Genomic DNA, 24,864 nt, shown 5'->3' on the forward strand with positions numbered 1-24,864 from the left:
CCAGCTCTCGCACAAAGCTCCGCTTTGTGCTGACGCGACAGGCGGACCGAAGGTCCGCTGAGAGCGGGGGAGGTTAGGTGGGGGTCTAACCTCGCAAGGAACTGCCCCCATCCTCACTTCGCGAACAGCTGCGACATGTCCGCAAACGCCTTGAACTCCAGCGCGTTGCCGGCGGGGTCGAGGAAGAACATGGTGGACTGCTCGCCCACCTGGCCCTTGAAGCGGGTGTAGGGCTCGATCACGAACTTCACGCCGGCGGCCTTCAGCTTTTCGGCCAGGGCGTCCCAATCGGCGGGCTGCAGCACGACGCCGAAATGCGGGACCGGCACGTCGTGGCCGTCCACCGGGTTGTGGTGGGCCGGGGCGGCGTTCGGGTTGCGCGGCTTCAGGTGGGCGACGATCTGATGGCCGAACAGGTCGAAATCGATCCATTCGTCGCTGCTGCGCCCCTCCGGGCAGCCCAGGACGGTGCCGTAGAAATGGCGGGCGGCGGCGAGATCGTCGACCGGGAAGGCGATGTGGAAGGGCGTCAGCGTCGTCATCGGAGGGTGGCCTTCAGGGATGGCTGTTGGTGTACCCAGCAGAGCCTATCGCCGCAGACTTGACAAACGAGTTCTCGGGCGAAGATTTATGAGTTCAACTCATGATTCGGTTCGCCCATGCCCGAACGCTCCCTCCCGTCGCTCAACGCCGTCCGCAGCTTCGTCGCGGTGGCCCGCCATCTCAGCTTCACCCGGGCGGCCGACGAGCTGGCGGTGACCCAGGGGGCGGTCAGCCGCATGATGCAGACCCTGCAGGCGGATCTGGGCGTCGAGCTGATCCGCCGCGTCGGCCGGGGAATCGAGCTGACGCCGACCGGCGCCGCTTTCTATGGCGAGGCGTCGGCGGCGCTCGACCGCATCGCCGCGGCGGCGCGGGCTGCCCGCGCGCAGGAGGGCGGGGTGCTGCGGGTCAGCGCGCTGCCGACCCTGACGCAACGCTGGCTGATCCCGCGGCTGAAGCGCTTCCAGGCGGAAAACCCCGACATCCAGGTCGAGGTCAGCATCGGCGAGCATCGCGTCGATTTCGCCAAGGAGCGCATCGACGTCGCCATCCGCTACGGCGTGGAGGAATGGCCGGGGGCGGAAACGGCGACGCTGATGCCGGAGACGATGGGCGTCTTCTGCGCACCGGCGCTGCTGGAGCAGGGGCCGCCGTTGCACCATCCCGCCGATCTGGCGCAGCACCGGCTGCTGCAGCACACCACCCGGCCCGATTCCTGGCGCGTCTATCTCGGCGCCTTCGGCCTGCCGCTGCCGGAATCGGCGCTGTCGCTGGCCTTCGAGCATTTCTTCATGATCATCGAGGCGGCGTCGGCCGGCATGGGGGTGGCTCTGCTGCCGGTCTTCCTGGTGCGGGAGGATGTGGCCTCGGGCCGGCTGGTCCAGCCGATGCCCGAGACCCTGCGCCCGCGCGGCTGCTACCTGATCGCCCACGCGCCGGGGGCCGAGCGGGCCCGGCGGGTGCGCCGCTTCAAGGAGTGGCTGCTGACCGAGGTGGAGTAGAGCGTCACGCCACTATGCCAAATCCTTCTCCCACGGTGGCGTCTGCAGCGTCATGCCGTGGTTGCCGCGATAGGCCGCGACCTCCGGCGACGACCAGCCCGCCAGCAGCGCCGGGTCCAGCCGGTAGACCTCGACGCCCAACGGACGGCAGACCTCCAGCGGGTCGCGGGCGTCCGGACCCCACAGCGGCACGCTGAGATCGCCGCCGGGGCAGGTCGACAGGGCGCAGAGCAGGTCGATCTCGGCGAAGAACTCCAGGAAATCGCCCTTCTTGGCCGGGCAGGCCTTCATGAAATACCTGTCCTCGGCGTTCAGCCCGGTGACCTGGAAGACGTTCAGCACGTCATGCACGTCGAACTCGGTCAGGCCATAGGGGGCGACGGCGCGGGTCAGATTGGAATGGCAGTGGTGATGGAAATCCTCGCCCGTCAGCATGCGGTTGACATAGGGATCGCAGCGGGTGCCCAGCAGGTCATGGACCCGGCCGCCATATTCGTCGATGCCGTAATCGGCAAGCGTGTCGTGGGTGATCGTCGCCAGCGGCCGCAGAAAGGGCAGGGTCGACCACAGCCGGTCGAACGTGCTGACATGCGCCTGCTGGAGCTGCCGGGTGCGCGAGGCCCAGAAGCGTTCGCGCGGGTTGTGGCGGTTCCAGATGTTGAGGTCGGCGACCTGCGGCCCCTCGATGGTGACGATGCGGAAGACATGGCCGGCCGGCACGGTCCAGGCACGGCCGGAGCGGATCGGCACCACGAAGCTGTCCACCAGCTCCCGTCCGCCGGTCTCCGACCCGATGCGCCCGTAAAAAGCGCGGTCGACGTCAAGCGCCGAGCCTTTGCTGGCCTGATAGGCGGCGGGATAGCTGGGCATCGCGGACTCCTTGGGGAAATTAAGTCTGTTCAAGCCGGACCGCGATCATGGCGAGGGAGGCGCACCCTGCGCAACAGCTCTTCGCGCATCCGCGCCGCCGCCGGCGCCCCATCGCCGGGGCGCTGCTGGTGCAGGGCCACCGGGAATGCCGTCGCGAAGGCGGTGTCCGCCGTGCTCATCGGCGCAGAACGCCAAGGCCGCTCAGGATCCGGGGCGGGATGCTGCCTTGGTCGGCGATGGTGTTGGCGTCGTCGGGCGAGAGACCGAGATGGATCAGGCGGTTGATGACCTGCCAGCGGCTGATCCTGTTGCATTCATACAGGGTCAGCGCGTCCTTGATGACCTCGATCGTCGAGGTTCGGGAAATGCTTTTCGACATGGGAGCCGCCTCCACGAGGGCCGGCGGACACCGCCGGCGCTGATGGAGGGGTTACACGGCGCTTCCCGCCGAAGCTGGCGGGGATTCCGAACCCGGCGTCCCGCCTTGTTCCCGGTCAGGCCGCGACGGCGGCGGCCAGGACGCGGGTCTGGCGGGCGACCTTCTCGAAGGCCTTTTCCTCGATCTGGCGGATGCGCTCGCGGCTGACGCCGTAACGGACCGACAGGTCTTCCAGGGTCAGCGGGCTGTCGGACAGGCGACGGCTGGTCAGGATGTCGCGCTCGCGGTCATTCAACACGCCCATCGCCTCGTGCAGCAGGGCGCTGCGCTGCCGGGCCTCGCCACGCTCGACCAGCGACTCCTCCACCGACGGACGCTCGTCGGCCAGCAGGTCCTGCCATTCGCCGGAATCGCCGTCGGCGCTCATCGGCGCGTTCAGCGAGGCCACCGGCGCCGACAGGCGGCGGTTCATGGCGACCACGTCCTCCTCCGGCACCGACAGGTCGGTGGCGATGCTGGTGACGCTGTCGGGCTGCAGGTCGCCGCTGCCGTATTCGCCCAGCTTCCGCTTCAGGCGGCCCAGGCTGAAGAACAGCTTCTTCTGCGCGGCGGTGGTGCCGATCTTCACGAGGCTCCAGGACCGCAGGATGTAATCCTGGATCGAGGCCTTGATCCACCACATCGCGTAGGTGGACAGGCGGAAGCCGCGCTCGGGTTCGAATTTCTTGACGGCGGTCATCAGGCCGAGATTGCCCTCGGCGATCAGGTCGGACAGCGGCAGACCGTAGCCGCGGTAACCGCCGGCGATCTTGACGACGAGACGAAGGTGGCTGGTGACCAGCTTGTGCGCCGCATCGACATCGCCATGCTCGGTCCAGGCCTTGGCCAGCATGTATTCGTCCTCGGCCGGCAGGACCGGGTAACGATGCGTGTCGTTGATGTAGCGGGACAGCGATTCGCCGGAATCGGGCGAACGGAGGGCAATGGCGGTGCTCATGTCACATCCTCGTGCAAAGCGATATGACGGGTGCAAGGCCCCCAAATGGCAGGCCCTGGCCTCTCCGGCGGAGCAGGCGGTGATATAGTACAAAATCGGTGCTGAAAGTCAAGCGTGGTGGTCGGGTTATGGAACACGGGTATGGGTTGGAGGCGGGCGTGGTGGGGGCCAGTCTGAGGACGATGCTGGTGAGCCCCCTCAACCTGTGCTACCTTTGTTCCGCTGCCCACGTCTCCTTGCGAGCGCTGGGACGCACGCGAATCCCCGTCTACCGCTCGCATCAGGCGATCATATTGATTTCGCGAGGTTCTTTGACAAGGTGAAGAACGAAACGGAACCGGCAAATCCTGACCGACCGGTCAGGAACACGGACCCCTCGCAAACGTGGCGAATCCACATTGCCTTTCAGTGGGCTACGGGGTAGGGAGTCTTCCCGGGCAGAAATGCTCGGGCCTCATTGAAGCTCAGATCCGAGCGCTCCTTCGCCAGCTTACTGGCCGGTCTTCCCGGGCAGAAATGCTCGGGCCTCATTGAAGCCAATGGGTTGGCCGACGCGCCCGCCCCGTCGACGTCGTCTTCCCGGGCAGAAATGCTCGGGCCTCATTGAAGCCCGACCCACTATGCGGAGGACTTACCCGGCGCCACCGCGTCTTCCCGGGCAGAAATGCTCGGGCCTCATTGAAGCCGCTGTAAACCGCCACCATGACGCCCAGCGCAGCGTTAGTCTTCCCGGGCAGAAATGCTCGGGCCTCATTGAAGCAGCTCCAACTACACACTCTACGGCGACATGTCCGCGTCTTCCCGGGCAGAAATGCTCGGGCCTCATTGAAGCCCCGCAATGGGCGGTGGAGGCCGCAGTAAAGGAATGGTCTTCCCGGGCAGAAATGCTCGGGCCTCATTGAAGCAAGCGCAGGTCCAGACGCTGACGCAGATGCTGGCGACGGTCTTCCCGGGCAGAAATGCTCGGGCCTCATTGAAGCGAGTCCTACGACGGCATCGCCATCATCCGCATCGAGGGGTCTTCCCGGGCAGAAATGCTCGGGCCTCATTGAAGCCCCTGGACGTTCGGATCAGTCTCTTCGGTCTCGGTCGGGTCTTCCCGGGCAGAAATGCTCGGGCCTCATTGAAACTCGTCGCGGTGAAAGAGCCGGTACTCCGCCAACCAGTCTTCCCAGGCAAAATTCTCCGGGCCCCATGGACGTACACACATGAACCCGGCGTCGTTGCTCTGATCGGGTATCGCGGCAAACCCCCGGGATGGAGGCGCCGGCCAGCGCTAATTCTATTGCTCGGCAGGGGTGGGGCGCTTACGGTCGCATGTCGCACCATATGAGTAAATCCCAGCCCGGTCCCCCTGCCCAGATGCCGCGTCCCGTTATCCGCCGCCTGATCGATGCCGTGCCGACCGCCGTCCTGCCGATGGCGGCCGGGGTGGGGCTGTCGGCGCTGGTGGCGCCGCAGCCGGATGCCGCCATGGCGCTGCTGCGCGGGCTGGTGGTCACGCTTCTGCTCACCCTTCCGTCGCTGGCGGTCGGCACCGCGCTGGGCACGCTGGCCGGATCCTGGGCGGCGGTGGCGCCGCGGTCGGCCGGCGGGCTGGTCGGGCGGCTGCTGGCCGGGGCCGGGCCGCTGTTGCCGGGATTCCTGCTGGCCGCCGTCGCGGCGCTCGCGGTGCGGGCGGGGGCGTCGGCGGCGCCGCTGGCCTGGACCGCCCTGTCGATTCCCGCCGCCTGCCAAGCCGCCCGGCTGGCGCGTCCGGCGATGGGCCGCGCCCTGGGCTCCGGGCCGGAGGGCGCGGCGGTGCGCATGGCGCGCGGGTTGGGGCTGGACGAACGCACCGTGCTGCGCCACCACGCCCTGCCGCAGGCGGTCGCCCCGGTGATGGGGGGGTTGCGCGCCGCGGTGCTGGCGGCGATGGTCGGGGCGGTGGCGCTGGAAAGCCTGCTGGACCTGCCGGGAGCCGGGGTGCTGATGATCGATGCCGCGCGTGCCGGCTCGGCCGCCGGGGCGGTGCCGGCGCTGCTGGCGCTGGGCGGGCTGACCGCATTGCTGAACGCGCTGGGCCTTGGGGTGCGCGACTGGATCGACCCGGCCAACCACAGCTCCACGCCCTATGAGGGGGCGTGACCGCCGCGAAGGACCCTGATGGCCGAGTTCGACCAATCGCCGCTTTCCCACCCGGTACCGCCGGAGCCGCCGCGCGCCGGCTTCGCCCGCCAACTGTCCGGGGCAGCCGTGCTCGCCGCCCTGGCGCTCGCCTGCGCCGCAGCGCCGCTGATGGCGGACGGCAGCGCGGTCCACCGGCTGGACGCCGACCCGGTCGCCGCGGCGCTGCTCGACGGGCGGGGCAGCCTGTCCTTCGCGCTGCTGGCCGCGGTGCTGGGTGGGGCGCTGGGTATCGGCTGGGCGTTGCTGGCCGGGCTGCTCGGCAATCTGGTCGGCAACCGGGTGGAGCGGCGGGTCATCGCCGCCGCCCACCGCATGGCCGGCTGGCCGCTCGCCCTGCTGATTCCGTTGGCCGGCGGGCTGATGGGTAAGGTCTGGCTGCTGGCCCTGGTCACCGCGCTGACCGCCGCCCCGGCGGTTGCCGCCCTCGCCCATGCCGAGCTGTCGGCATGGGCGAGGGCGGAGTTCCTGACCGCCGCCCGCGCCGCCGGCCTGCCGGAGGGCGAGGTGCTGCGCCGGCACCTGATCCCCAACCTGACGCGCCCGCTGCTGGCCGCCGGAACGCTGGCCCTGCCCCGCGTGCTGGCGGCGGAGAGTTTCGCCAGCCTGCTCGGCCTCGGGCTGCCGCCGGCGCTGGGCAGTTGGGGCGCTTCGGTCGGGCTGGCGGCGCGGCTGGGCGACCCGGTGGCCTTCGCCCCGCCGGCCCTGCTGCTCGCGCTCGCCCTCTGGGCCGCCTGCGCCATCGCCGACGGCATGCTAGCCATGAACAACCGCAAGTCATGAACCACATCTCCGCAAAGCCCGCGCCGTTGGAGACCGAGGCGCTGACCCTGATGCTGGGCGACCGCGTCCTGCTCGACCGCGCGAGCCTTCGGGTGGAGCGGGGGGAGGTGCTGGCCGTCACCGGCGGGGCCGGCAGCGGCAAGACCGCCCTGCTGGCGGCGCTCGCCGGTCAGGCATCGTCCGGGGCCCCGGCCGGTGTCGACGTGGCCGGCGGCATCCGCGTCGACGGGCATCTGCTGATCGCCCAGGGCGGACGGCTGGCGCCGCGCCGGCCGCTGGCCCTGCAGGTGGCGGAGGTCGTCGGCCATCATTTGGGGCTGGATCTGCGCTCGGCGCTGCGCCGGACCGCCGACGGGCTGGACCGCATGGGCGTGCCCGCCGCCGCCCGCCGCTTCGACCTGCCGCCCGAACAGCTGCCGGACTCCCTGCGCTGGGCCTGCCTGTTCGCCATGGCGGTGGCGGTGGGGCCGGCGGTGCTGCTGGCCGACGCGCCAGCCGCCGGGCTGGATCCGACGGTGCGGCTGCGGCTTCTCCACCGGCTGGCCGACTGGGCGCGGGCCGACGGGGTGGCGCTGATCCTCGCCGGACGGCCGGAGGACGGGGTGGCCGGTCCCGCCGACCATGTCCTGTCGCTCCGCCGCGGCCGTCTGCTGCCGCCCAGGCCGCCGCGCACCGCCCCGTTGACGCCGCTGGAGCCGCCGGGCACCGCCCGCCTGCATGCCCGCGGCGTCGGCATGTCCTATCCGCTCTCCCCCGGTCCGAAGGGGGAGGCGCGGACGCTGGCCGTCCTGCATGACATCGACCTGGATCTGCGGACGGGGGAAACTCTGGCCCTGCTGGGCGAGACCGGCAGCGCCAAGGCGACGCTCGCCCGCTCGCTGCTCTGCCTGCCGCCGCCGACGGCGGGGGCGGTGGTGTGGATGGGCCGCGACCTGATGGCCGCCTCGGCGCCGCCGGCCGTGGGGGAGGACCTCGACAACAGTGGGCTGCGCCGTGCCCGCCGCGACCTGCAGCCGCTGTTCCCCGACCCGGCCGCGTCCTTCGACCCGGCCATGACGGTCGGCGCCCAGTTCGATCTCGCGCTGGAAAGCCTGCGCCCCGACATCGCCGCCGACCGCCGCGACCACCGCATCGACGAGGCGCTGGAGGAGGCCGGCCTGCGTCCCGAGGCGGCGCTGCGTTGGCCCTCTGCCCTGACGGTGGCGGAGGCGGCCCATGCCGGCCTCGCCCGCGCCATCCTGCCGGAGCCGCGCGTGCTGATCGCCGACGAACCGGCGGCCAACCTGTCGGCGGAGGAGCGCGAGACCTTCCTCGACACGCTGATGGCGGTGCGCGACCGCCGCCGCCTGTCGCTGGTGCTGGCGACCGACCGCTATGACGAGGGGCTGCGCGACGCCCATCGCGGCATCGTGATGCTGGCCGGCCGGGTGGTGGAGAGCGCCGACGCCGAGACCCTGCGCACCGCGCCGCTGCACCCCTACAGCCGCGCGATGCTGGCGGCCTCCCGTGGCGAGCGCCCGGCGCTGGAGGGCGATGCGCCGTCCGCCTTCGGCCAGCCGGCCGGCTGCCCGCTGCGCCGCCGCTGCCCGCTGGCGCGGGAGTTCTGCGCCCAAGCGGTCCCGGCGCTGGAGGAGGTGGCGCCCGGCCACCATGTCGCCTGCCATTACTGGGACACGCCGACGGACGGGTGAGCCGCCACGCCTCAACGGATGGCTGTTTTCATGCCCTTGTGCTATCCTTCCATGACGCGACAGATCCCTGTCCGGAACACCCGCCGCCGGGGAGTCGATGCCGTCCCTGTCCGCCACGATGCCCGCCTTGCCGGACCTGACTCTGCTGACCGGCCTTGCCACGCCGCTGTGGCTGGTCCGGGCCGAGGATGGCGGCGTGGTCTGGATGAACCGGACGGCCCGCAAACTGCTCGACCCCGATGCGGCGGGCGGCACTCTGCGCATGACCCCCGCGGGACCGGCGCCGACGGCGGCCGCCGAACGCGCCGTGATCATCCGCCGCGCCGACAGTGAAGCGCTGTCTCTGACCGTGCGCATCGGCCCTGTTCCGGGGTGCGATTTCGTGCTGGTGGAGGCGCCGGCCGATCTTGCCGCCCGGCAGGAGGTGGCGCGGCTGAACGAACAGCTGGTCGCCCTGTCCTACGCCTATCCCGATTTGCGCTTCGAGCTGCGGCGCGACGGCAGCATCCTGGACTTCGCCGCCGGCAGTCCCGCCGATCTCGGCATCCCGGCACAGCGCTTCCTGAACGGCCGCATCCAGGAGGTGCTGCCCGAAGCCACCGCCGCACCGCTGGTGGAGGCGCTGGAACGGGTGGCGGCCGGCGCCGCAACCGCCAACCCGACCGCCAGCGTCGTCATCCGCCTCCCGGTCAATGGGGAAAACGGCGGGGAAAACGGCGGAGAGGGGGGCGCGGTGTTCGAGGCCCGGCTGGTTGCCCTTTCGGACGACGGCGACCGCATCCTCTGCATCCTGCGCAACATCACCGGCCGGGCACGGGCGGAACAGCGGGCGGAGCGGGCCCACCGGCTGCTGCTGGACGCCATCGACAGCATCGGCGAGGGGTTCGTCCTGTATGACGCCGACGACCGGCTGGTGCTGTTCAACCGGCGCTACCGCGACCTGAAGATCTCCGACCCCGATCTGGCGCAGCCCGGCACGCCGTTCGAGAGTCTGCTGCACGACGGGATGCGGCGCGGCCTCTATCGGATCCCGCCGGAACGGGCGGAGGAGTGGATGGCCCGGCGGCTGGACCTGCACCGCCATGGCGGCCCGCCGATGGAGGTGCAGCTGGCCGATGGCCGCTGGCTGCGGATCGAAGAGCGGCGGACCCGCGACGGCGGGACCGTCGGCCTGCGCACCGACATCACCGACCTGAAGGCACGGGCGCTGGAGCTGGCCGCCGCCAACCGCCGCAAGTCCGACTATGTCCATCACCTGAGCCACGAGCTGCGCACGCCGCTGACCGCGGTGATGGGCTTTGCCGAGATCCTGCGCGACCAGCTGCTGGGACCGCCGGGCAGCCCGCGCTATGGCGAGGCGGCGGCGCAGATCGTCGCGGCCGGCGACTATATGCTGGAGTTGATCAACAACCTGCTCGACCTCGCCCGCATCGAGGCCGGGCGGCTGGAGCTGCACGAGGAGGATTGCCCGCCCTCCCTGATCGTCGACGCCACCCTGTCGATGATGGCGGCGCGGGCCGAGCGGTCGGGTGTGGCGCTGTCGGCCCGGCTGCCGGCCGACCTGCCGGTGCTGTGGGCCGATCCGTCGCTGGTTCGGCAGATGCTGACCAACCTCGTCGGCAACGCCCTGAAATTCACCGATCCCGGTGGCCATGTGACGGTGTCGGCGGAGCGTGACGCGGCCGGCAGCCTGATCCTGGCGGTCGCCGACGATGGACGCGGCATGCCGCCGGAGCGCATCCCGCAGGCGCTGACCGCCTTCGCCCAGATCCATGACCCGACCCGCGACCGGATGACGGCAACGCAGCACGGCTCCGGCCTCGGCCTGCCGCTGACCGCCGCGCTGGTGGAGTTGCATGGCGGCGGCATCGCCGTCGACAGCGCACCAGGACGCGGCACCACGGTGCGGCTGCGCTTCCCGCCGGAGCGGGTGAGGCGGTAGGCGCGTCCGCGCCCATCGGCCGTGCCCAAGGAAAAAAGACCAAGAAAAAACCCCCGCTCCGGTTGGAGCGGGGGTTTTTTCACATCACAACGACCGATGAGAGATCAGGCCATCTCGATGCGCTGAGCCTCGGGACCCTTGGCGCCCTGGCGGATGGTGACGCGGACCTGCGCACCGTCGTCCAGACCGCTGATGCCCGACCGCTCCAGCGCACGGATGTGCACGAAGATGTCCTTGCCGCCGGTGGACGGGGCGATGAAGCCGAAGCCCTTCGACACGTTGAACCACTTCACCGTGCCGTCGACGGTTTCGCCGCCTTCCGAATCGCCGTAGCTGTCGGCGCCGTAGCCGCCGCGGCTGCCGCCGTAGCTGTTGCCGCCGCCGTAGCCGCCGTCGTTGCCCCAGCTGTCACGCTCGCGCGGGGCGCGCGACGGACGGCTCGGAGCGGCGGTCGAGGTGTCGACCGCGTGGATGGTGGCGACCTGCGGGCCCTTCGGGCCGCGCGACAGGTCGCAGGTGATGGTGGCGCCTTCGGGCAGGCTGTCGTGTCCGCAGAACTGCAGAACCGTGGAGTGCAGGAAAGCGTCGGGCGACCCATCGTCGGGGGTGACGAAGCCGAAGCCCTTGGTGGCGTTGAACCACTTGACGGTGGCGCGGATGTCGCGCTGGGTGATCTCAGGAGCGCGGAAGGAAGAGCGCTGCGGACGGTCGAACATCAGTTATCGTCTCATCTGTCGTGTTAAACCCCATCCCGGCAAGAACCAAAGAAGGGAGACCCGGAACAGGGCCAGCGAAGGATGATCGGTTCCGACCCATAATTCAATCGTCATTGCGCGATTCGACCCTGCGCGCACAACAAAAACACCGCCGCCGCCCAATCGGTGGGCGGGACGGGGCGATTTCGCCGAATTTGTGCAGGTGCAGCGTGACGATTCAGCCGCGACTCAGGGCCGACCGTCAGGCATGCAGGCTCAGGCGCCGTGGCACTTCTTGTACTTCTTGCCGCTGCCGCAGGGGCAGGGATCGTTGCGGCCGACCTTGGGGCCGCTGCGCGGACGGGCGCCCAGCTGGCCGTCGACATAGTACCAGCGGCCGTCCTGGTGGGTGAAACGGCTGGTCTCATGGTGGGTCATCGGCTTGCCGTTCATGCTGAACCGGGCGACGAACTCCACGATCCCGTCGCTGTCGCCGGGCTGGCCGGCTTCGGTCGAACGGATCTCCACGCCGGTCCACACGCTGTTCTTGGCCCAGGTCTCGATCTCTTCACGGTTGAAGTCGTCGCGGGTGCTGGGCAGTAGCGTGTCGTGCAGGTAGTCGATGTTGCCGGTGGCGAAGGCCGAATAGCGCGAGCGCATCAGCGCTTCGGCCGTCGGGGCGGGCATGCCGGCCAGATAGGGACCGCAGCAGGCGTCCAGCGGCTTGCCGGAACGGCAGGGGCATTCGGCGGCGGTCTGGGTCGTTTCGGTCATGGCCTGCTTCTCGGGTGATGGCGTGGCGGGTTGTGGCGTGGTCCGGCTTTCACTGATCCGGCAAATCGGGGCGCATCCATAGCGCAGCCGCGCTTCGCTTCTCAAGAGCTTGCTTGAGGCAAATGGGCGCGGCCTTGCGCCCGGACTCCGCCACCGCTATCAAGCGGCCCCATCCCGTCCCCTCTCCGGAAGGCCGTCCGCCGATGCCTGCCAAAGCGCCCCGCAAAGCAGCCGTTCCCCGGCAGCGGCCCGACCTGTCGCTGGAGGCCGGCTTCGGCCCCGGCCGCCGCGTCTGCGGCATCGACGAGGTCGGGCGCGGCCCGCTCTGCGGCCCGGTGGTCGCCGCCGCCGTGGTCTTGGCCCCCGAAGGCCTGCCGCCGGAGATCGCGGCGCAGATCGACGACAGCAAGGCGGTCACCCGCCGCCTGCGCGAGGAGATCGAGCCGGCGATCCGGTCGCATGCGCTTGCCTTCGCCATCGCCGAGGCGTCGGCCGCCGAGATCGACGAGTTGAACATCCACAAGGCGACGCTGCTGGCGATGAAACGGGCATATCTGGCGCTGCCCGGCCCGGCCCCCGACGCGGCGCTGGTGGACGGCAAGTTCACCCCCGACATCGCGTGCGAGAGGGTGGCGGTCGTCAAGGGCGACAGCCGCAGCCAGTCCATCGCCGCCGCCTCTATTCTCGCCAAAGTGGCGCGCGACAGCGAGATGTTGCGGTTGTCGGTGCTGTATCCACACTATGGATGGGACCGAAACGCCGGCTATCCGACGCCCGAGCATCTGGATGCGCTGACCCGCCATGGTGTCACGCCGCATCACCGAGTCAGTTTTGCACCAGTGAAACGGCAAAAGGCACTAAGCGGCTGACCCGCCGTCACTTGGCAAAGAAAGCTGTTGACGGCGACTCGGCCGCGACTCATTGTCCGGCCGAGTCTCAGTTCTTTGCCGGTCGTAAAATGCTCCCTGAAAACCGTATCCTGGTCGGCGATTGCATCGCTCTCATGAACGATCTGCCGCCCGCTTCGGTCGATCTCGTCTTCGCCGATCCGCCCTACAACTTGCAGTTGGGTGGCGAATTGCTGCGGCCGAACCACACCCGCGTCGCCGGGGTGGATGACGAATGGGACAAGTTCGACGATTTCGAAGCCTATGACCGCTTCACCCAGGACTGGATGACGGCCGCCCGCCGCATCCTGAAGCCGGAAGGCTCGCTGTGGGTGATCGGCAGCTATCACAACATCTTCCGCGTCGGCGCCACGCTGCAGAATCTGGGCTTCTGGATTCTGAACGACATCGTCTGGCGCAAGACCAACCCGATGCCGAACTTCCGCGGCACCCGCTTCGCCAACGCCCATGAAACGATGATCTGGGCGGCCCGCGACAAGGACGCGCGCTATCGCTTCAATTACGAGGCGATGAAGAACCTCAACGAGGATCTTCAGATGCGCAGCGACTGGCTGCTGCCGATCTGCAGCGGCGGCGAACGCCTGCGCGACGAGGAGGGCAAGAAGACCCATCCGACACAGAAGCCGGAATCGCTGCTGTACCGGGTGATCCTGTCCTCTTCCCGTCCCGGCGACGTGGTTCTCGACCCCTTCTTCGGCACCGGCACAACCGGCGCGGTCGCCAAGCGGCTCGGCCGCAAATGGATCGGGCTGGAGCGCGACGACACCTACGTCAAGGCGGCCCAGGCCCGCATCGACGCGGTGGAGGAAGCGCCGGAGGCTGCCATCCTCGACACGCCGCCCAAGCGCAGCGCACCGCGCATCCCTTTCGGCTGGGTGGTGGAGCGCGGGCTGCTGCGCCCCGGTTCGACCTTGTTCGACCAGCGCCGCCGCGTCGCCGCCCGCGTGCGCGCCGACGGCACGCTGATCGGCTCCGGCCCGCGCGGCGACCATCGCGGCTCGATCCATCAGGTGGGTGCGGCATTGGCCGGGCTGCCGGCCTGCAACGGCTGGACCTTCTGGCACTATGAGGAGGGCGAGGATCTGCGCCCGATCGACGTGCTGCGCGAGCGCATCCGCTCGGAAATGCACTGACTCCGCCCCTGACCTGTCCGTCTGGCATGGACATTGGCGGGGACGGCGGCTTGGCAGCGGTGGCGCCGCCGTGTTAGGGCTGTCGCCCATGAACAAGCTCTTCGCCACCGTCACCGCCCCGGTGCCGCGTTCGGCCCCGGCGGCGCTGTCCACCCGTTGTTTCGTCCGCGATCTGGTGATGGACGCGCTGATCGGCGTCTATGCCCACGAACGGCTGAAGCCCCAGCGCATCCGCCTGAACCTCGACCTCGACGTGATCGCCCCCGGCGTCACCGGCGAGGACATGGCGACAATCGTCAAGGGCGTGGTCACCCAGGGCCATGTCACGCTGGTGGAGACGTTGGCCGAACGCATCGCCGAGCGCTGCCTCGCCGACGCGCGGGTGACGATGGCCAAGGTGCGTGTGGAGAAGCTGGACGTCTTCCCCGACGCCGCCAGCGTCGGCGTGGAGATCGAGCGCGCCCGCGCCTGACCGTTTCCCACTCATCGAAGAGGAAGCCGCCTCCCGTGTCGTCTCTCGCCGTCCTCACCGCCGAACAGACCGCCGCCCGTCTTCCTTTCCCAGCATTGTGCGACGCGGTGGCAGCCGCCGCCCGCGACTATGCCGCCGGCCGCATCACCAGCCCGGAGCGACAGGTGCTGCCGCTGCCAGACGGCGGCGTGCTGCTGTCGATGCCGGCCACTGCGGCGGACATCGCCATCCACAAGCTGGTCAACGTGAATCCCGGCAACGGCGCCCGCGGGTTGCCGACCATCCATGGCGTGGTCAGCGCCTTCGACGCCCCGACCGGCGCGCCGCAGGTGATCCTGGACGGCCCCACCGTCACCGCCCGCCGCACCGCCGCCGTGTCGATGCTGGCGATCCGGACCCTGGCTCCGGCGCCGCACCATGTTGCGCTGCTCGGCGCCGGCACCCAGTCGGCCGGCCATGTGGCGGCGCTGGCATCGCTCTATCCCGGCATCCGCATCGACATCCACAGCCGCAGCCTGGAGACGGCCACGGCCTTCTGCGCGAAACAGGACGGGCAGGGGGTGGAGTTGCGGCCGATGAGCGGTCCGGTCGATCCGGCGGCCGAGGTGGTGATCGCGCTGACCACCAGCCTGTCCCCCATCTATGACGAGACGCCGCGCCCGGACCGCCTGCTGGTCGGCGTCGGCGCTTTCAAGCCGGACATGGTGGAGTTCGGCCCGACCGCCGTCCATGGCAGCGAGCTGTTCGTCGACGATCCCGCCGGCGCCCGCCACGAGGCCGGCGACTTCATCCAGGCCGGTGTGGCGTGGGAGAGCGTCAAATCGCTGGTCGATGCGCTGGATGGCCGCGCCACGCCGGGTCGCCCGCGCCTGTTCAAGAGCGTCGGCTGCGCGGCGTGGGATTTGGCGGCGGCGCGTTGTGCGCTGGGGCAGGGCGCTTGACCGCGCCCCTCACCGCCGCCCCAATCACCGCCGCAGCGGCACCGCCCGCTTGACCAGCCGGCGATCCATGTCGGCCGCGGCCACCGTCGGCTCGCCCAGGCTGCGCATGACGAAGGCGAAGGTGTCCATCACCCGGTCCAGCACGATCTCGTTGTCGTCCGGGCGGCGGCTGACTGACACCACGGCATAGCCGGCGGCGCGCGCCACCGCCGGTTCGCCGCGCAGGCCGCGCACGCCCCAGCCGGCCAGCGCATCCTTGCAGCGGAACAGCTCGGCAGAGAAGCCGCCGGCCGACTGGGTGCGGCCGACCACATAGGCGGCGGCGACCGCCAGCGGCGCCAGCAGCCCGTCCCAGTCCAGGCAATCCTCCCGACCGACCCAAACCCCGCCGACCGAGCAGGCGGCGGCGCCGATCGCCTCGCCCAGCCCGGCGCGGAAGGCGCGCAGCGACTCAACCGCCTCGGCCGCCGGCATCGGTTCCACCCGGCGCCCCTCCGGCATCAGCATCAGCCGGCCCGCCCATTCCGACGAGGGCGGCAGCTGTTCGGTCAGGCGCGCGAGCAGCGCCTCGCGGGCGGCGGCGAAGGGGACGACCTCGGACATCGGGGCCTGCGGCAATGGTGGGGTGGGGAGGCGAGAAGAAGCCTGAGAAGCCCCGAACTGTCAAGAGCAAGCCTGCGCGTCGGCAACCCATGGCTGCGATCCGTGCGCGTTGTCACAGGCCAGGGGCGCGAAACTGGCCCCGTCCGGAAAAAATGCGAAGCTTTGCGTTTTTCCGCTTGCCAGGATTCGTCATCGGCCATATAAGGCGGGCCTCCGTTCCCGGTTAGCTCAGTTGGTAGAGCAGCGGACTGTTAATCCGCTTGTCGCTGGTTCGAGTCCAGCACCGGGAGCCATCGCGCGGGTGTAGCTCAGTTGGTTAGAGCGCCGGCCTGTCACGCCGGAGGCCGCGGGTTCAAGTCCCGTCACTCGCGCCATTTTCTCCTATATCTCCCCAATTCGATGTAGCGGATGATGGCGACTGCCCCACCGGGCGGCTTCGCGCTATCATGCGTTCTTCGCCGCGTCCACGATGCGGCCGATGGCGCCGGCTCCCTGTTGTACGGAGTCCGCGCGCCGAACGGCCGCGCGCATCTCGGACCGCGAATTGCCGGGGAGGAACCGCTCATGCGTTTGTCTGACAAGGTCGCCGTCGTCACCGGCGGGGGATCGGGCTTCGGCGAGGGCATCGCCCGCCGCTTCGCCGCCGAAGGGGCCCGCGTCATCGTCGCCGATCTGGACGAGGCGGCAGCCGGCCGCGTCGCCGACAGCCTGGGAGAGACGGCGCTCGCCGTCCGCGCCGACGTCGCGGTGGGGGAGGATTACGAGGCCATCGTCTCGGCGGCGCTCGGCGAGTTCGGCCGGCTCGACATCCTGGTCAACAATGCCGGCTACACCCACCGCTACGGCTCGATGCTGGACGTGGACGAGGCCACCTTCGACCGCATCTATGCCGTCAACGTGAAGTCGATCTATCACAGCGCCATCCACGCCGTACCGGTGTTCCGCAATCAGGGCGGCGGCGTGATCCTGAACATCGCCTCGACCGCCGGGCTGCGGCCGCGGCCGAACCTGACCTGGTACAACGGCTCCAAGGGCGCGGTCATCACCCTGACCAAGTCGATGGCGGCGGAGCTCGCGGCCGACAATGTCCGCGTCTGCGCCATCGCGCCCGTGGCGGGCGAGACCGGCATGCTCCACCGCTTCATGGGCCAGGACACGCCGGAACGCCGCGAGCAGTTCCGCAGCAGCATCCCGCTGGGACGCCTGTCGACGCCGTCCGACATCGCCAACGCGGCGCTGTACCTGTGCTCCGACGAGGGGAACTTCCTGACGGGCGTGTGCCTGGAGGTGGATGGCGGGCGGTGTATTTGAGCGTTCCTTGGGGAGGTTAGACCCCCACCTAACCTCCCCCGCTGGGCGGGGGAGGGACTGCCGCCGCCTCTTCGGACAAACACTCGCTCCCTCCCCCGCCCAGCGGGGGAGGGTTGGGGTGGGGGCAAGTGGCTCCGTCAGCCTGCACGGCCTCCGCCGCCACCACCTCCTCCTCACCCACCTCTTCCTCCTCCCGCTTCTCATCCGGCAGCACGGCGTCCAGCAGGCGGGCGATGTCGTCGGTGGGCAGCAGGGCGCCATAGCCGGGCGCGTTGTAATCCCAATCATACTCCGCAAAACCGCGGAAGCCGGCGATGACCGGATCGCTCGCCCATGCCTTCCTCAGTGCCTGGCGGCGCAGCTCCGCCGGCACGTCGGGGCGGAGGAAGCCGGTGTAGTCGCTGCCGGAATCCAGACTGTCCAGCGAGGGCAGCTCCGGCGCCTCTTCCTCGACGGCCTCGGACGGTTCCGCCGGCAGCATGGCGGGCGCCTCCGGCACGACCGGTTCGGCGACGGGCTCCTCCCTCCGCGCCTCGCGCTTCAGCCGCGACCAGCGGCCGAGGAAGCCGGTCTCCTCCTCCATCCGCTCAGCCATGCTGCGGACCCCCGGTGCGGCGGCGGAGCGCCAGGGCCTCCGGGTCGGCGCGGTCGCGCTTGCGCTTGTGGAAGGGGCGCTCGACATAGTGGCGGGCGACGAAGCCATCCATCCACAGCACCAGCGGGATCGGCAGCGGCAGCGCCTCGATCACGTCGTCGCCGGCTTCGGCATGGGCATCGATCTCGCCGGGGTCGGCGGTGACGGCCAGCAGCCGGATCCCCGGCGCCGGCCCTCCCGGCCGCAGGATGACGTAGGCGCTGGGGCTGCCGCCGTCGAGGTTGTGCTTGTAGTTCTCGGCCTCGGTCGGGAACAGGGCGATCTCGGCAGTGCCGGCATAATGGCGCGTCCAGTCCGGGCCTTCGGCCAGCACGCTCCAGTCGGGCAGGGTGGGGTCGGCCGGGACCAGCATCACCGGCTGCCAGCGCGCCTCGATCCAGGGATTGTCGACGCGCCGCCGCTCCACCACCACGCCGACGCTGCGCCGTTCGGCACGGTCGGACGGCGAGGCCGGCGCCGTGGGGTTGGAGATGGAGGAGCGGGAAGACGGGAACTCGCTGGGCATTGTCGGTGTTCCTGATGGGCTGGGACCGGACGGCCGAAGCCGGACTCCGTCCCCGGTACAACGCGCCAACGGCCGATTGGTGCCGCCGCACGCCGTGCTCCGACGGATTCCCCCGACGGTCGCCCAAAGGAAGGATGCGCCATGCGCAAGATCGCCGCCGCCCTGCTCCTGTCGGGGCTCTTGTCCGGCCTGCCGCTGCTCGGTGCCGCCGCGCAGCAGGCGGATCAGCAACAGCCTCAATCAGGACAAGACGGGGCGGCCCCGGTGGACTCAGGTTCGAAGGAGTCGGCCGGCGACGCCCTCGCGCGCGATGCCGGGGTTCAGAAGAGCCAGGATCCCCACCCCACGCCGCAGGGCACGAGGCCGCCCAATGCGTCCAGTTCCGCCGCGACCGGCAGCAGCGAATTGCAGCAGGCACTCGCCGCCGTGCGCAGCGCGCCGCCCGACCTGAACGGGAACCCGGTGCCGCGCCCGAACCAATGGGCGAGCGAGCCCGATCAGCCGAGCGAGCCGACACGGTCGCAGAACCCCTCCGACCTGACCAGCCAGGAGGTGAAATAAACGGAGGTCAGCCGGACACCCGGCGGCTGCGGATGCGGATCAGGCCGCTGCCCTCCGGGTCGGCGCGGTCCGGCTTCAGCATGGCGTCCAGCAGCCGGGCGTCGCTGGTCCAATAGGGCACGTACCAGTTGCGGTCGGGGTCCATCACCAGCGCCCGCTTCGTCGCGGCGTCATAGGCGCCCAGCGGCGCGACGTGGCCGACGCCGACATCGCCGGTCAGCGTGCCCTGGTCGAAGGCCAGCAGGATGATGTCGTCGGCGCTTCGCTCGTTCCCGGCCAGGATGCGGCGCAGTTCCGCCAGCGTGGCGGGAGAGGCGTCGCGCGGGCGCCAGACCTCCACCTCCGCATCGATGTTGTAGGCGGCGAGGCTGCGGCGGACATAGTCGATCAGCTCGCCGAACGAGACGCCTTCGCCATCCTCGGCGGTGGCGGCGCGCCAATGGTCGTCGTCCAGCCGGTCGAGCAGCTGCTTGCCTGTCACCAGCCGTTCCGAGGCCAGGGCGGGCAGGCCGCGCAACGCGTTCAGCATCATCGTCACGCTGGCCAGCGAGCAGGAGGCGCCGGTCGTCTGCGGCACGTAATAGGGGCTGAGCGCCCAATAGTCCGGCGCTGCGGCGGTGCGGACATAGTCGCTGGCGCGGGTGATCGGCACCGCGTCCGGGCCGAATTTCGGCTTCAGCTCCTCCAGCGCCCAGGCGGTCGACGCCGTGGGCGGCGCCATGCAGGCGGTCCACAGCAGAAGGCCGCTTCCCAGGATTTTCGCCAAAGTTCCCGCGGTCCACGTCGCTTGCGTCATCGGAAAACGGTCTCGGTCCATCTGGTCTGAAAGGAAGAGGCGCCCCGATCCGTCGCCGGGGCGCGGCCTGCATATGGTGCGCTGCAGTGCGGGGGCCAAGCAGCGCAACGTTCGAAGCGGAGTCCCACAAACGCAGTTGGGCGGAGCCCGCGCCGCCCGATCATCGAGCGAAACAGGCTCCGCCCGTGGAGCGAAACAGGCCCCGCCCATGCCACGGGTCCGGCGCGTCGAAGGCGTACCCCCGATGCGCCGCATCCGGGCCTTGGTCAGACAGCGTCCCAGAAATGCTCCAGCCCGACATGGGCGACGCCCTCGGCGCCCATCTTCGCCCAGGCGAGGTCGTGGATGCCCATGGCGAAGGCCGGCGAGGACGCCTGCAGGGAATAGTCGCCCCAATAAGCGTTGGTGAACATCGGCTTGCCGACCACGTCGTGATCGCCGTATTTCGGCACGTTGTAGACGAGGTTGTTGTCGATGACGAAGTCGTTGGCGCTCAGCAGCTCGGTGTAGTCGTCGAGCGGCAGGGTGCCCATGACCACGTTCTTGGTGATCGTGTTGTTGTGCGGGTCGCCGGCGGTGCCGTGCACCGGCTGCCATTCGATGCGGATGAAGTCTTCCTTGTTATTGGCGATGACCGAGAAGTTGTTGGTCACCACGTTGTTGTCGCCGCCATGGATCTGCACCGAGGCCCAGTCGGCGTCCTTGATGAAGTTGTCCTTGACGGTGATGCCGCCGGCCATGTCGTCCAGATAGATGCCGAAGCCCTTCTGGCCGTACATCCAGGTATCCTGCGCGCTGGTGGCCAGACCGTTGGCGTGCTCGATCCAGTTGCCCTGGATGACCATGCCGGTGTTGGCGCTGGACCGGCCCAGGATCTCGATGGCGCCGTCGTCGGCGGTCTCCAGCCCGGTGTAGGAGATGTGGTTGTACTGGATGATGTTGTTGTGGTTCACCGTGTTGGTGGTGCCGCCGTAATCCTTGAACGAGATGCCATAGCGCGCGCTGTGGTCGATGTCGTTGTTGGAGATCAGGTTGTTGTCCACCCCGGTGCCGATGATGCCGGCCACCGCCTTGCGCACTTCGCCGATGTTGCTGATCGTGTTGGCATAGATGCTGTTGCCGTTGCTGCGGCCATCCATCTCGATGCCGTTCTCGGCCATGTGGTTCAGCGTGTTGTGGGCGATCTGGTTGTTGGACGATCCTGCGGTCAGCTTGATCGCCGAGCCGACGTTGAGGAAGCTGTTGTCGCTGATGTGGTTGCCGTCGGCATTGGTCAGCAGCAGGGCGTCGCCGCCGGTGGTGGTGTTCTTGAAGGTCAGCCCATCGATGGTGACGTCGCTGGCGCCGTTCAGCTTGACCAGCGTGCCCAGCCGCGGCACCTCCACCCCGCTGGAGACGAAGCCGGAGCTGGCCGCCTTGTAGAGCAGCTTGCCGTCGGTCGACCGCCACGCGAACTCGCCCGCCTGATCGACATAAGAGGCGTTGTTCAGCAGCTTGTAGGTGGTGCCTTCCGCGAAGGGCAGGGAGGCGCCGTTCTTCAGCATGATGGTGCGGGTGGAGGCGTTGAAGCTGGCGATGCCGGTCAGCGTGTCGCCCAGCCGTTCGGCGTCCATCACCTGGATCAGCGTGTTCGGCTGGATGTCGGCGCTGGTCACCTCGGTGCCGTGGGAGCGGATATACCAGCCGCTCGGGCCCCCCGAGGCCGCATCGGCGAAATGCCAGCCGCTGGTGACGTCGGCGGCGTCATAGGCGTACTTCTCGGCCAGATGCTGGCGAACGTCGCCGACGATCAGGTCGAGGTTGCTGGCGCTGGCGAGCTTGGCCGAATAGAGCCCGTTGCCCTCGCTGGTGAAGCTCTTCACCACCTCGCCGCCGCTCAGCACCGGCTTCTCGCCGGGATAGTTCTGGAAGCTGTGGCCGTTGTCGAGCGAGGTCAGCTCCAGCGTCTTGGTCAGGTGATAGGTGCCCTCGCGGACATAGGTGGTGTCGATGGTCGAGCTGGACCGCATGGCCGCCTGCGCCTTCTCCAGGCTGGCGAAGGGACCGTCGGTGCCGTCGGCGTTCGGCGCCGCCAGCTTGCCGGACCAGCTATCCTTGCCGTTGGCGGCGACATAGAAGGCCGGCTTGGTCGGGGCGGTCGGGACTGGGGTCTGGTTGATGGGCGCGTCACCGAACAGGTCGGCGCCGGCCTTGACGTTCAGGGCGCCGCCCCAATACAGGCCTTCCTGACCCTTGACCACGTCCTTGCCGTCGACGGCGCCCTTGTCATAGGTGACGATGCTGTCGGTGACTGCGACGGTGTGGCCGTTGATGGCGACCGACTTGACGAACAGGTTGCGGTCGACGCCGTTCACGGTGGCGTCGTTGTCGTACCAGACCTGGACGGTGTGGGCCTTGGTCGGGTCGATGTTGGCGGTGAATTTGTAGGCGGCGGTGGTGGCGGCGGCCTTGGCATCGCCGATCACCTGCCCGTCGACCAGCAGCTTGAAATGCGCCGCCTGTCCGCCGGCCGAAATGCCGTAGGCGTTGACGACGATGTCCACCGCCTTGCTCGGCGGCGGCGGGGGCGGCGGAACATAGGCGCCGCCGAAATACTCCTCCGGCACACCGAAGGTCAGGGCGCCGCCCCAATAGAGGGCCTCCTGGCCGCCGACGACATATTTGCCGTCCACCGGGCCCTTGTCGTAGGACGCCATGCTGGAGGTCGAGGCGATGGTCTGGCCGTCGATGTTGATCGACTTGACGAACAGGTTGCGGTCGACGCCGTTCACGGTGGCGTCGTTGTCGTACAAGACCTGGATCTTGTGGGCCTCGTTCGGGTCCACCTTGGCGGTGAAGGTGTAGTCGGTGGCCGAGGTCGCGCTGACCCAGGCGTCGCCCACCACCTGATCGTCCACCAGCAGCTTGAAGTGCGGGGCCTGCCCGCCGGCGCTGATGCCATAGGCCTTGACCTTGATGGTCGTGGTCATGCTGGCGGCGGTCTCCGCATCCGGGGAGGTGGCGGCGGACGAGAACAGCGTGGCGGGCAGCGGCACGTTCAGCGCGCCCGGCCAGTACATCTCGGTCTGTCCGCCGATGACGTTCAGGCCGTCGATCTTGCCGGTGTCGTATTTGACCGACGGGTCGATCGACAGGATGGTGCTGTCGTTCACCTCGAAGGACTTGACGAACAGGTTGCGGTCCACGCCGTTAACCGTGTCGTCGTTGTCATAGACCAGCTGCAGCGCGTGCGCCTTGTCGGCCGGCACGTTGGCGGTGAAGACGTAACGCGACTGGGTGGCGGAGGAGACGGTGGCCTCACCGATGCTGGTGCCGTCCAGAAGCAGTTGAAAATGCGGCCATTTTCCATCGGCGGGCGTGCCCCAGGCATTGACCGCGAAGGTGACCTGGATCGTGCCGTCGGTGTTGGTGGTAGCCATTTTGGAACTCCGCTTTATGGGTATCGCCTTGTTCCGCAGGCTCGTTCGTTAGCCTTAATCGGGTACTAACACTTATGGTTAGGAAATTATGAATGAGGGGGTTTCCCGTGGCAGGATTGAGACAAAAAAGGGATATCGCCCCTCGGCCATGAATCAGTCAAAAATGGAACTTTGATGATGCTGCGAAGGTGCAGCTAACCGACCGGCAGATTTTTCCCACTTAACTTGAGCTTGGCCGTTCCTGTTCGATGGAGCTGTTGCGAAATAAGCTCAATTGTCGATCTTTTTTGATTTTTTGACTTGGCCTATTCGAGCTGGTCGCGACGGGAACGCCCATGGAGTGAATGGAACCGAATGCCCCCGTGGCGCGTCTAGCACGAGCATCCCGACGATGCGGAGCGAAGCGGCGGAGGCGGCGGGCGTGGACGGCACAACGGATGGCGGGCGGTGGGATGACGGCCGGGAACCGGGAGGAGGACGGGGCGGGGCGCGCATCGACCGCGTCAATCTCGCCCTCTGGCTGCTGGGCGTGCTGGCCGCGGCGGCATCGCTCTGGGTGCTGCAGGCGGCGGCGTCCATCCTGATCCCGCTGGTGTCCGCCTTCTTCGTCGCGATCGCGGTGGCGCCGGTCGGCCGCTGGGTGCGCGGGCGGGTGCCGCGCCGCCTGTCCTGGCTGGGGCTGACCGCGTCGATGCTGCTGATCCTGGTCATCCTCGCCGCCTTCTTCGGCAGCATGGCCCTGGTGACGCAGCGGGTGGCGGAGGATTTCCCGCAATATGCCGAAGCGCTGGGCAAGCTGTGGGCCAAGGCGAACCACTGGTTCCAGGGCGCCAAGGCCGACCTGACGTCGGCGCAAGGCAGCCAAGGGGCCGGGCAGGGGGCCGGGCAAGGGGGCGAGGTTCCTGTCGACCCGATCACCGAATTCGCCAAGACCGCGCTGGCGTCCGCCGGACAGACGATCTCGACCCTGGTGCTGACCGTCTTCCTGTCGCTGCTGATGCAACTGGAGGCGCCGGTCTGGCGCGAGAAGATCGTCATCACCCTGGGCCGCGAGCGCTGCCGCATGGCGGTGGAGGCGGTTGCCGCCATCGCCCAGCAGTTCCGCCGCTATCTGGTGGTCAGCAGCGTGCTGGGGCTGATCACCGGCGCGCTCTATATCGGCTGGCTGTCGCTGTTCGGCGTGGATCTGGTTCTGCTGTGGGGCTTCCTGGCCTTCCTGCTGAACTATGTGCCGGTGGTGGGGTCGGTGGTGGCCGGCGCGCTGCCCGTCCTGCTGGTCGTGGCGACGCAGGATGCCGGCACCGCGATGGCCGTCGCCGCCGGCCTGCTGGTGATCGAGCAGGTGATGGGCAACTTCGTTGCCCCGCACATGCAGGGCAAGCAGCTGGCGATCTCGCCCTTGGTGGTGATGATCGCGCTTCTGCTGTGGAGCTGGCTGTGGGGAGCCGCCGGCGCGCTGCTGGCCGCCCCGATGGCGGTGCTGATCGCCATCACCCTGAACCACGCCGACGCCCTGCGGCCCTTCGCCATCTTCATGAGCGACAAGAGCGACCGCGAGCGCTTCGACGCCCACACCCATCCGGAGTGAAGGGGCGGCGCCAAGTTACGGCGCCCAAAAACACATAAGCGGAATTATGGAAATACCTGTAGGAGGATTGCTCATGTCAGGAACGTCAAGAACCTAGCCACTCTGCGTGTTTGAGCCGCGTTGCTGACAGG

General features: G+C 68.9%; 23 protein-coding genes, 2 tRNA genes and 1 CRISPR repeat array. Of the genes, 14 read left to right on the forward strand and 11 right to left on the reverse strand.

The genetic code is table 11. From position 1 onward, the window contains the following. Nucleotides 1–113: 113 nt before the first annotated feature. Nucleotides 114–542: a VOC family protein gene (locus TSH20_RS30855; protein ID WP_109157614.1), complete on the reverse strand. Its 429-nt coding sequence runs from the start codon at nucleotides 540–542 to the stop codon at nucleotides 114–116. A gap of 117 nt (nucleotides 543–659) precedes the next feature. On the opposite strand from TSH20_RS30855, the gene TSH20_RS30860 reads away from it, so the two are divergent. After that, complete coding sequence (locus TSH20_RS30860; RefSeq protein ID WP_109157613.1) at nucleotides 660–1,544, forward strand: LysR substrate-binding domain-containing protein; 885 nt, start codon at nucleotides 660–662, stop codon at nucleotides 1,542–1,544. A 12-nt stretch (nucleotides 1,545–1,556) separates the two neighbouring features. Here the strand turns inward: TSH20_RS30860 and TSH20_RS30865 are convergent, their stop codons facing one another. From TSH20_RS30865 to rpoH, 3 genes are all read right to left on the reverse strand, one after another. After that, nucleotides 1,557–2,414 (reverse strand): DUF1989 domain-containing protein, encoded by an 858-nt coding sequence (locus TSH20_RS30865; protein WP_109157612.1) that lies wholly within the window; start codon nucleotides 2,412–2,414, stop codon nucleotides 1,557–1,559. A gap of 175 nt (nucleotides 2,415–2,589) precedes the next feature. Continuing rightward, nucleotides 2,590–2,793 (reverse strand): hypothetical protein, encoded by a 204-nt coding sequence (locus TSH20_RS30870; protein ID WP_109157611.1) that lies wholly within the window; start codon nucleotides 2,791–2,793, stop codon nucleotides 2,590–2,592. Between the two features lie 115 nt (nucleotides 2,794–2,908). Beyond that, nucleotides 2,909–3,790 (reverse strand): RNA polymerase sigma factor RpoH, encoded by an 882-nt coding sequence (gene rpoH, locus TSH20_RS30875; RefSeq protein ID WP_109157610.1) that lies wholly within the window; start codon nucleotides 3,788–3,790, stop codon nucleotides 2,909–2,911. A gap of 427 nt (nucleotides 3,791–4,217) precedes the next feature. Next, a CRISPR array of direct repeats spans nucleotides 4,218–4,992; the repeat unit is 37 nt; unit sequence GTCTTCCCGGGCAGAAATGCTCGGGCCTCATTGAAGC. Nucleotides 4,993–5,152: 160 nt separating this feature from the next. Between rpoH and TSH20_RS30880 the strand changes: the two genes are divergently transcribed. From TSH20_RS30880 to TSH20_RS30895, 4 genes are all read left to right on the forward strand, one after another. Next, entirely contained in the window at nucleotides 5,153–5,917 is a 765-nt protein-coding gene (locus TSH20_RS30880) for an ABC transporter permease subunit (RefSeq protein ID WP_109153946.1), read from the forward strand. Nucleotides 5,918–5,935: 18 nt separating this feature from the next. Beyond that, entirely contained in the window at nucleotides 5,936–6,739 is an 804-nt protein-coding gene (locus TSH20_RS30885; protein ID WP_109157609.1) for an ABC transporter permease subunit, read from the forward strand. Beyond that, nucleotides 6,736–8,430, forward strand: a complete 1,695-nt coding sequence (locus TSH20_RS30890; protein WP_109157608.1) for an oligopeptide/dipeptide ABC transporter ATP-binding protein — start codon at nucleotides 6,736–6,738, stop codon at nucleotides 8,428–8,430. The genes TSH20_RS30885 and TSH20_RS30890 overlap by 4 nt, the downstream gene beginning before the upstream one ends. 97 nt (nucleotides 8,431–8,527) lie before the next feature. Next, a complete protein-coding gene (locus TSH20_RS30895; RefSeq protein WP_109157607.1) occupies nucleotides 8,528–10,372 on the forward strand; it encodes an ATP-binding protein in 1,845 nt (614 codons plus the stop codon). A gap of 104 nt (nucleotides 10,373–10,476) precedes the next feature. On the opposite strand, the gene TSH20_RS36235 is transcribed toward TSH20_RS30895, so the two are convergent. Beyond that, nucleotides 10,477–11,088: a cold-shock protein gene (locus TSH20_RS36235; RefSeq protein WP_109153943.1), complete on the reverse strand. Its 612-nt coding sequence runs from the start codon at nucleotides 11,086–11,088 to the stop codon at nucleotides 10,477–10,479. A 255-nt stretch (nucleotides 11,089–11,343) separates the two neighbouring features. Then, on the reverse strand, nucleotides 11,344–11,841 hold the full coding sequence (locus tag TSH20_RS30905; protein WP_109153942.1) for a YchJ family protein: 498 nt from the start codon (nucleotides 11,839–11,841) through the stop codon (nucleotides 11,344–11,346). Nucleotides 11,842–12,044: 203 nt separating this feature from the next. On the opposite strand from TSH20_RS30905, the gene TSH20_RS30910 reads away from it, so the two are divergent. The 4 genes from TSH20_RS30910 to lhpI all read left to right on the forward strand — a co-directional run bounded on the left by TSH20_RS30910 (nucleotide 12,045) and on the right by lhpI (nucleotide 15,295). Further along, nucleotides 12,045–12,710 carry a ribonuclease HII gene (locus TSH20_RS30910; RefSeq protein ID WP_109157606.1) on the forward strand — a complete coding sequence of 222 codons (666 nt, stop codon included), beginning with the start codon at nucleotides 12,045–12,047 and terminating at the stop codon, nucleotides 12,708–12,710. Nucleotides 12,711–12,799: 89 nt separating this feature from the next. Beyond that, nucleotides 12,800–13,882: a site-specific DNA-methyltransferase gene (locus TSH20_RS30915; protein ID WP_109153940.1), complete on the forward strand. Its 1,083-nt coding sequence runs from the start codon at nucleotides 12,800–12,802 to the stop codon at nucleotides 13,880–13,882. A gap of 88 nt (nucleotides 13,883–13,970) precedes the next feature. Beyond that, nucleotides 13,971–14,354, forward strand: coding sequence for a dihydroneopterin aldolase (locus TSH20_RS30920; protein WP_109153939.1), 384 nt, complete (start codon nucleotides 13,971–13,973; stop codon nucleotides 14,352–14,354). A 35-nt stretch (nucleotides 14,355–14,389) separates the two neighbouring features. Beyond that, entirely contained in the window at nucleotides 14,390–15,295 is a 906-nt protein-coding gene (gene lhpI / locus TSH20_RS30925) for a bifunctional Delta(1)-pyrroline-2-carboxylate/Delta(1)-piperideine-2-carboxylate reductase (RefSeq protein WP_109157605.1), read from the forward strand. 24 nt (nucleotides 15,296–15,319) lie between these two features. Here lhpI and TSH20_RS30930 read toward each other — a convergent pair whose 3' ends face one another. Next, the gene (locus tag TSH20_RS30930; RefSeq protein ID WP_109157604.1) at nucleotides 15,320–15,898 is read right to left on the reverse strand and encodes a hypothetical protein; all 579 of its coding nucleotides are present in this window, start codon (nucleotides 15,896–15,898) and stop codon (nucleotides 15,320–15,322) included. Between the two features lie 217 nt (nucleotides 15,899–16,115). On the opposite strand from TSH20_RS30930, the gene TSH20_RS30935 reads away from it, so the two are divergent. The 3 genes from TSH20_RS30935 to TSH20_RS30945 all read left to right on the forward strand — a co-directional run bounded on the left by TSH20_RS30935 (nucleotide 16,116) and on the right by TSH20_RS30945 (nucleotide 17,209). Then, nucleotides 16,116–16,191: transfer RNA gene (locus TSH20_RS30935), tRNA-Asn, on the forward strand. Nucleotides 16,192–16,195: 4 nt separating this feature from the next. Then, nucleotides 16,196–16,272 (forward strand) — tRNA-Asp (locus TSH20_RS30940). 190 nt (nucleotides 16,273–16,462) lie between these two features. Continuing rightward, nucleotides 16,463–17,209, forward strand: a complete 747-nt coding sequence (locus TSH20_RS30945; RefSeq protein WP_109153936.1) for a glucose 1-dehydrogenase — start codon at nucleotides 16,463–16,465, stop codon at nucleotides 17,207–17,209. Between the two features lie 28 nt (nucleotides 17,210–17,237). Here the strand turns inward: TSH20_RS30945 and TSH20_RS30950 are convergent, their stop codons facing one another. Then, on the reverse strand, nucleotides 17,238–17,804 hold the full coding sequence (locus tag TSH20_RS30950) for a DUF3306 domain-containing protein (protein ID WP_109157603.1): 567 nt from the start codon (nucleotides 17,802–17,804) through the stop codon (nucleotides 17,238–17,240). Beyond that, nucleotides 17,797–18,369, reverse strand: coding sequence for a DUF3305 domain-containing protein (locus tag TSH20_RS30955; protein WP_109157602.1), 573 nt, complete (start codon nucleotides 18,367–18,369; stop codon nucleotides 17,797–17,799). The genes TSH20_RS30950 and TSH20_RS30955 overlap by 8 nt, the downstream gene beginning before the upstream one ends. A gap of 141 nt (nucleotides 18,370–18,510) precedes the next feature. On the opposite strand from TSH20_RS30955, the gene TSH20_RS30960 reads away from it, so the two are divergent. Beyond that, complete coding sequence (locus TSH20_RS30960) at nucleotides 18,511–18,930, forward strand: hypothetical protein (RefSeq protein WP_109153934.1); 420 nt, start codon at nucleotides 18,511–18,513, stop codon at nucleotides 18,928–18,930. A gap of 7 nt (nucleotides 18,931–18,937) precedes the next feature. Here TSH20_RS30960 and TSH20_RS30965 read toward each other — a convergent pair whose 3' ends face one another. Together TSH20_RS30965 and TSH20_RS30970 are read right to left on the reverse strand one after the other, a co-directional pair. Then, nucleotides 18,938–19,651 carry a phytochelatin synthase family protein gene (locus tag TSH20_RS30965; protein WP_247871689.1) on the reverse strand — a complete coding sequence of 238 codons (714 nt, stop codon included), beginning with the start codon at nucleotides 19,649–19,651 and terminating at the stop codon, nucleotides 18,938–18,940. 341 nt (nucleotides 19,652–19,992) lie between these two features. After that, nucleotides 19,993–23,145, reverse strand: a complete 3,153-nt coding sequence (locus tag TSH20_RS30970) for a carbohydrate-binding domain-containing protein (RefSeq protein ID WP_109157600.1) — start codon at nucleotides 23,143–23,145, stop codon at nucleotides 19,993–19,995. A 421-nt stretch (nucleotides 23,146–23,566) separates the two neighbouring features. Between TSH20_RS30970 and TSH20_RS30975 the strand changes: the two genes are divergently transcribed. Beyond that, the gene (locus tag TSH20_RS30975) at nucleotides 23,567–24,733 is read left to right on the forward strand and encodes an AI-2E family transporter (protein WP_247874548.1); all 1,167 of its coding nucleotides are present in this window, start codon (nucleotides 23,567–23,569) and stop codon (nucleotides 24,731–24,733) included. Nucleotides 24,734–24,864: the final 131 nt, after the last annotated feature.

It is taken from the genome of Azospirillum sp. TSH20 (assembly GCF_003115935.1).
Classification (GTDB): Bacteria; Pseudomonadota; Alphaproteobacteria; order Azospirillales; family Azospirillaceae; genus Azospirillum.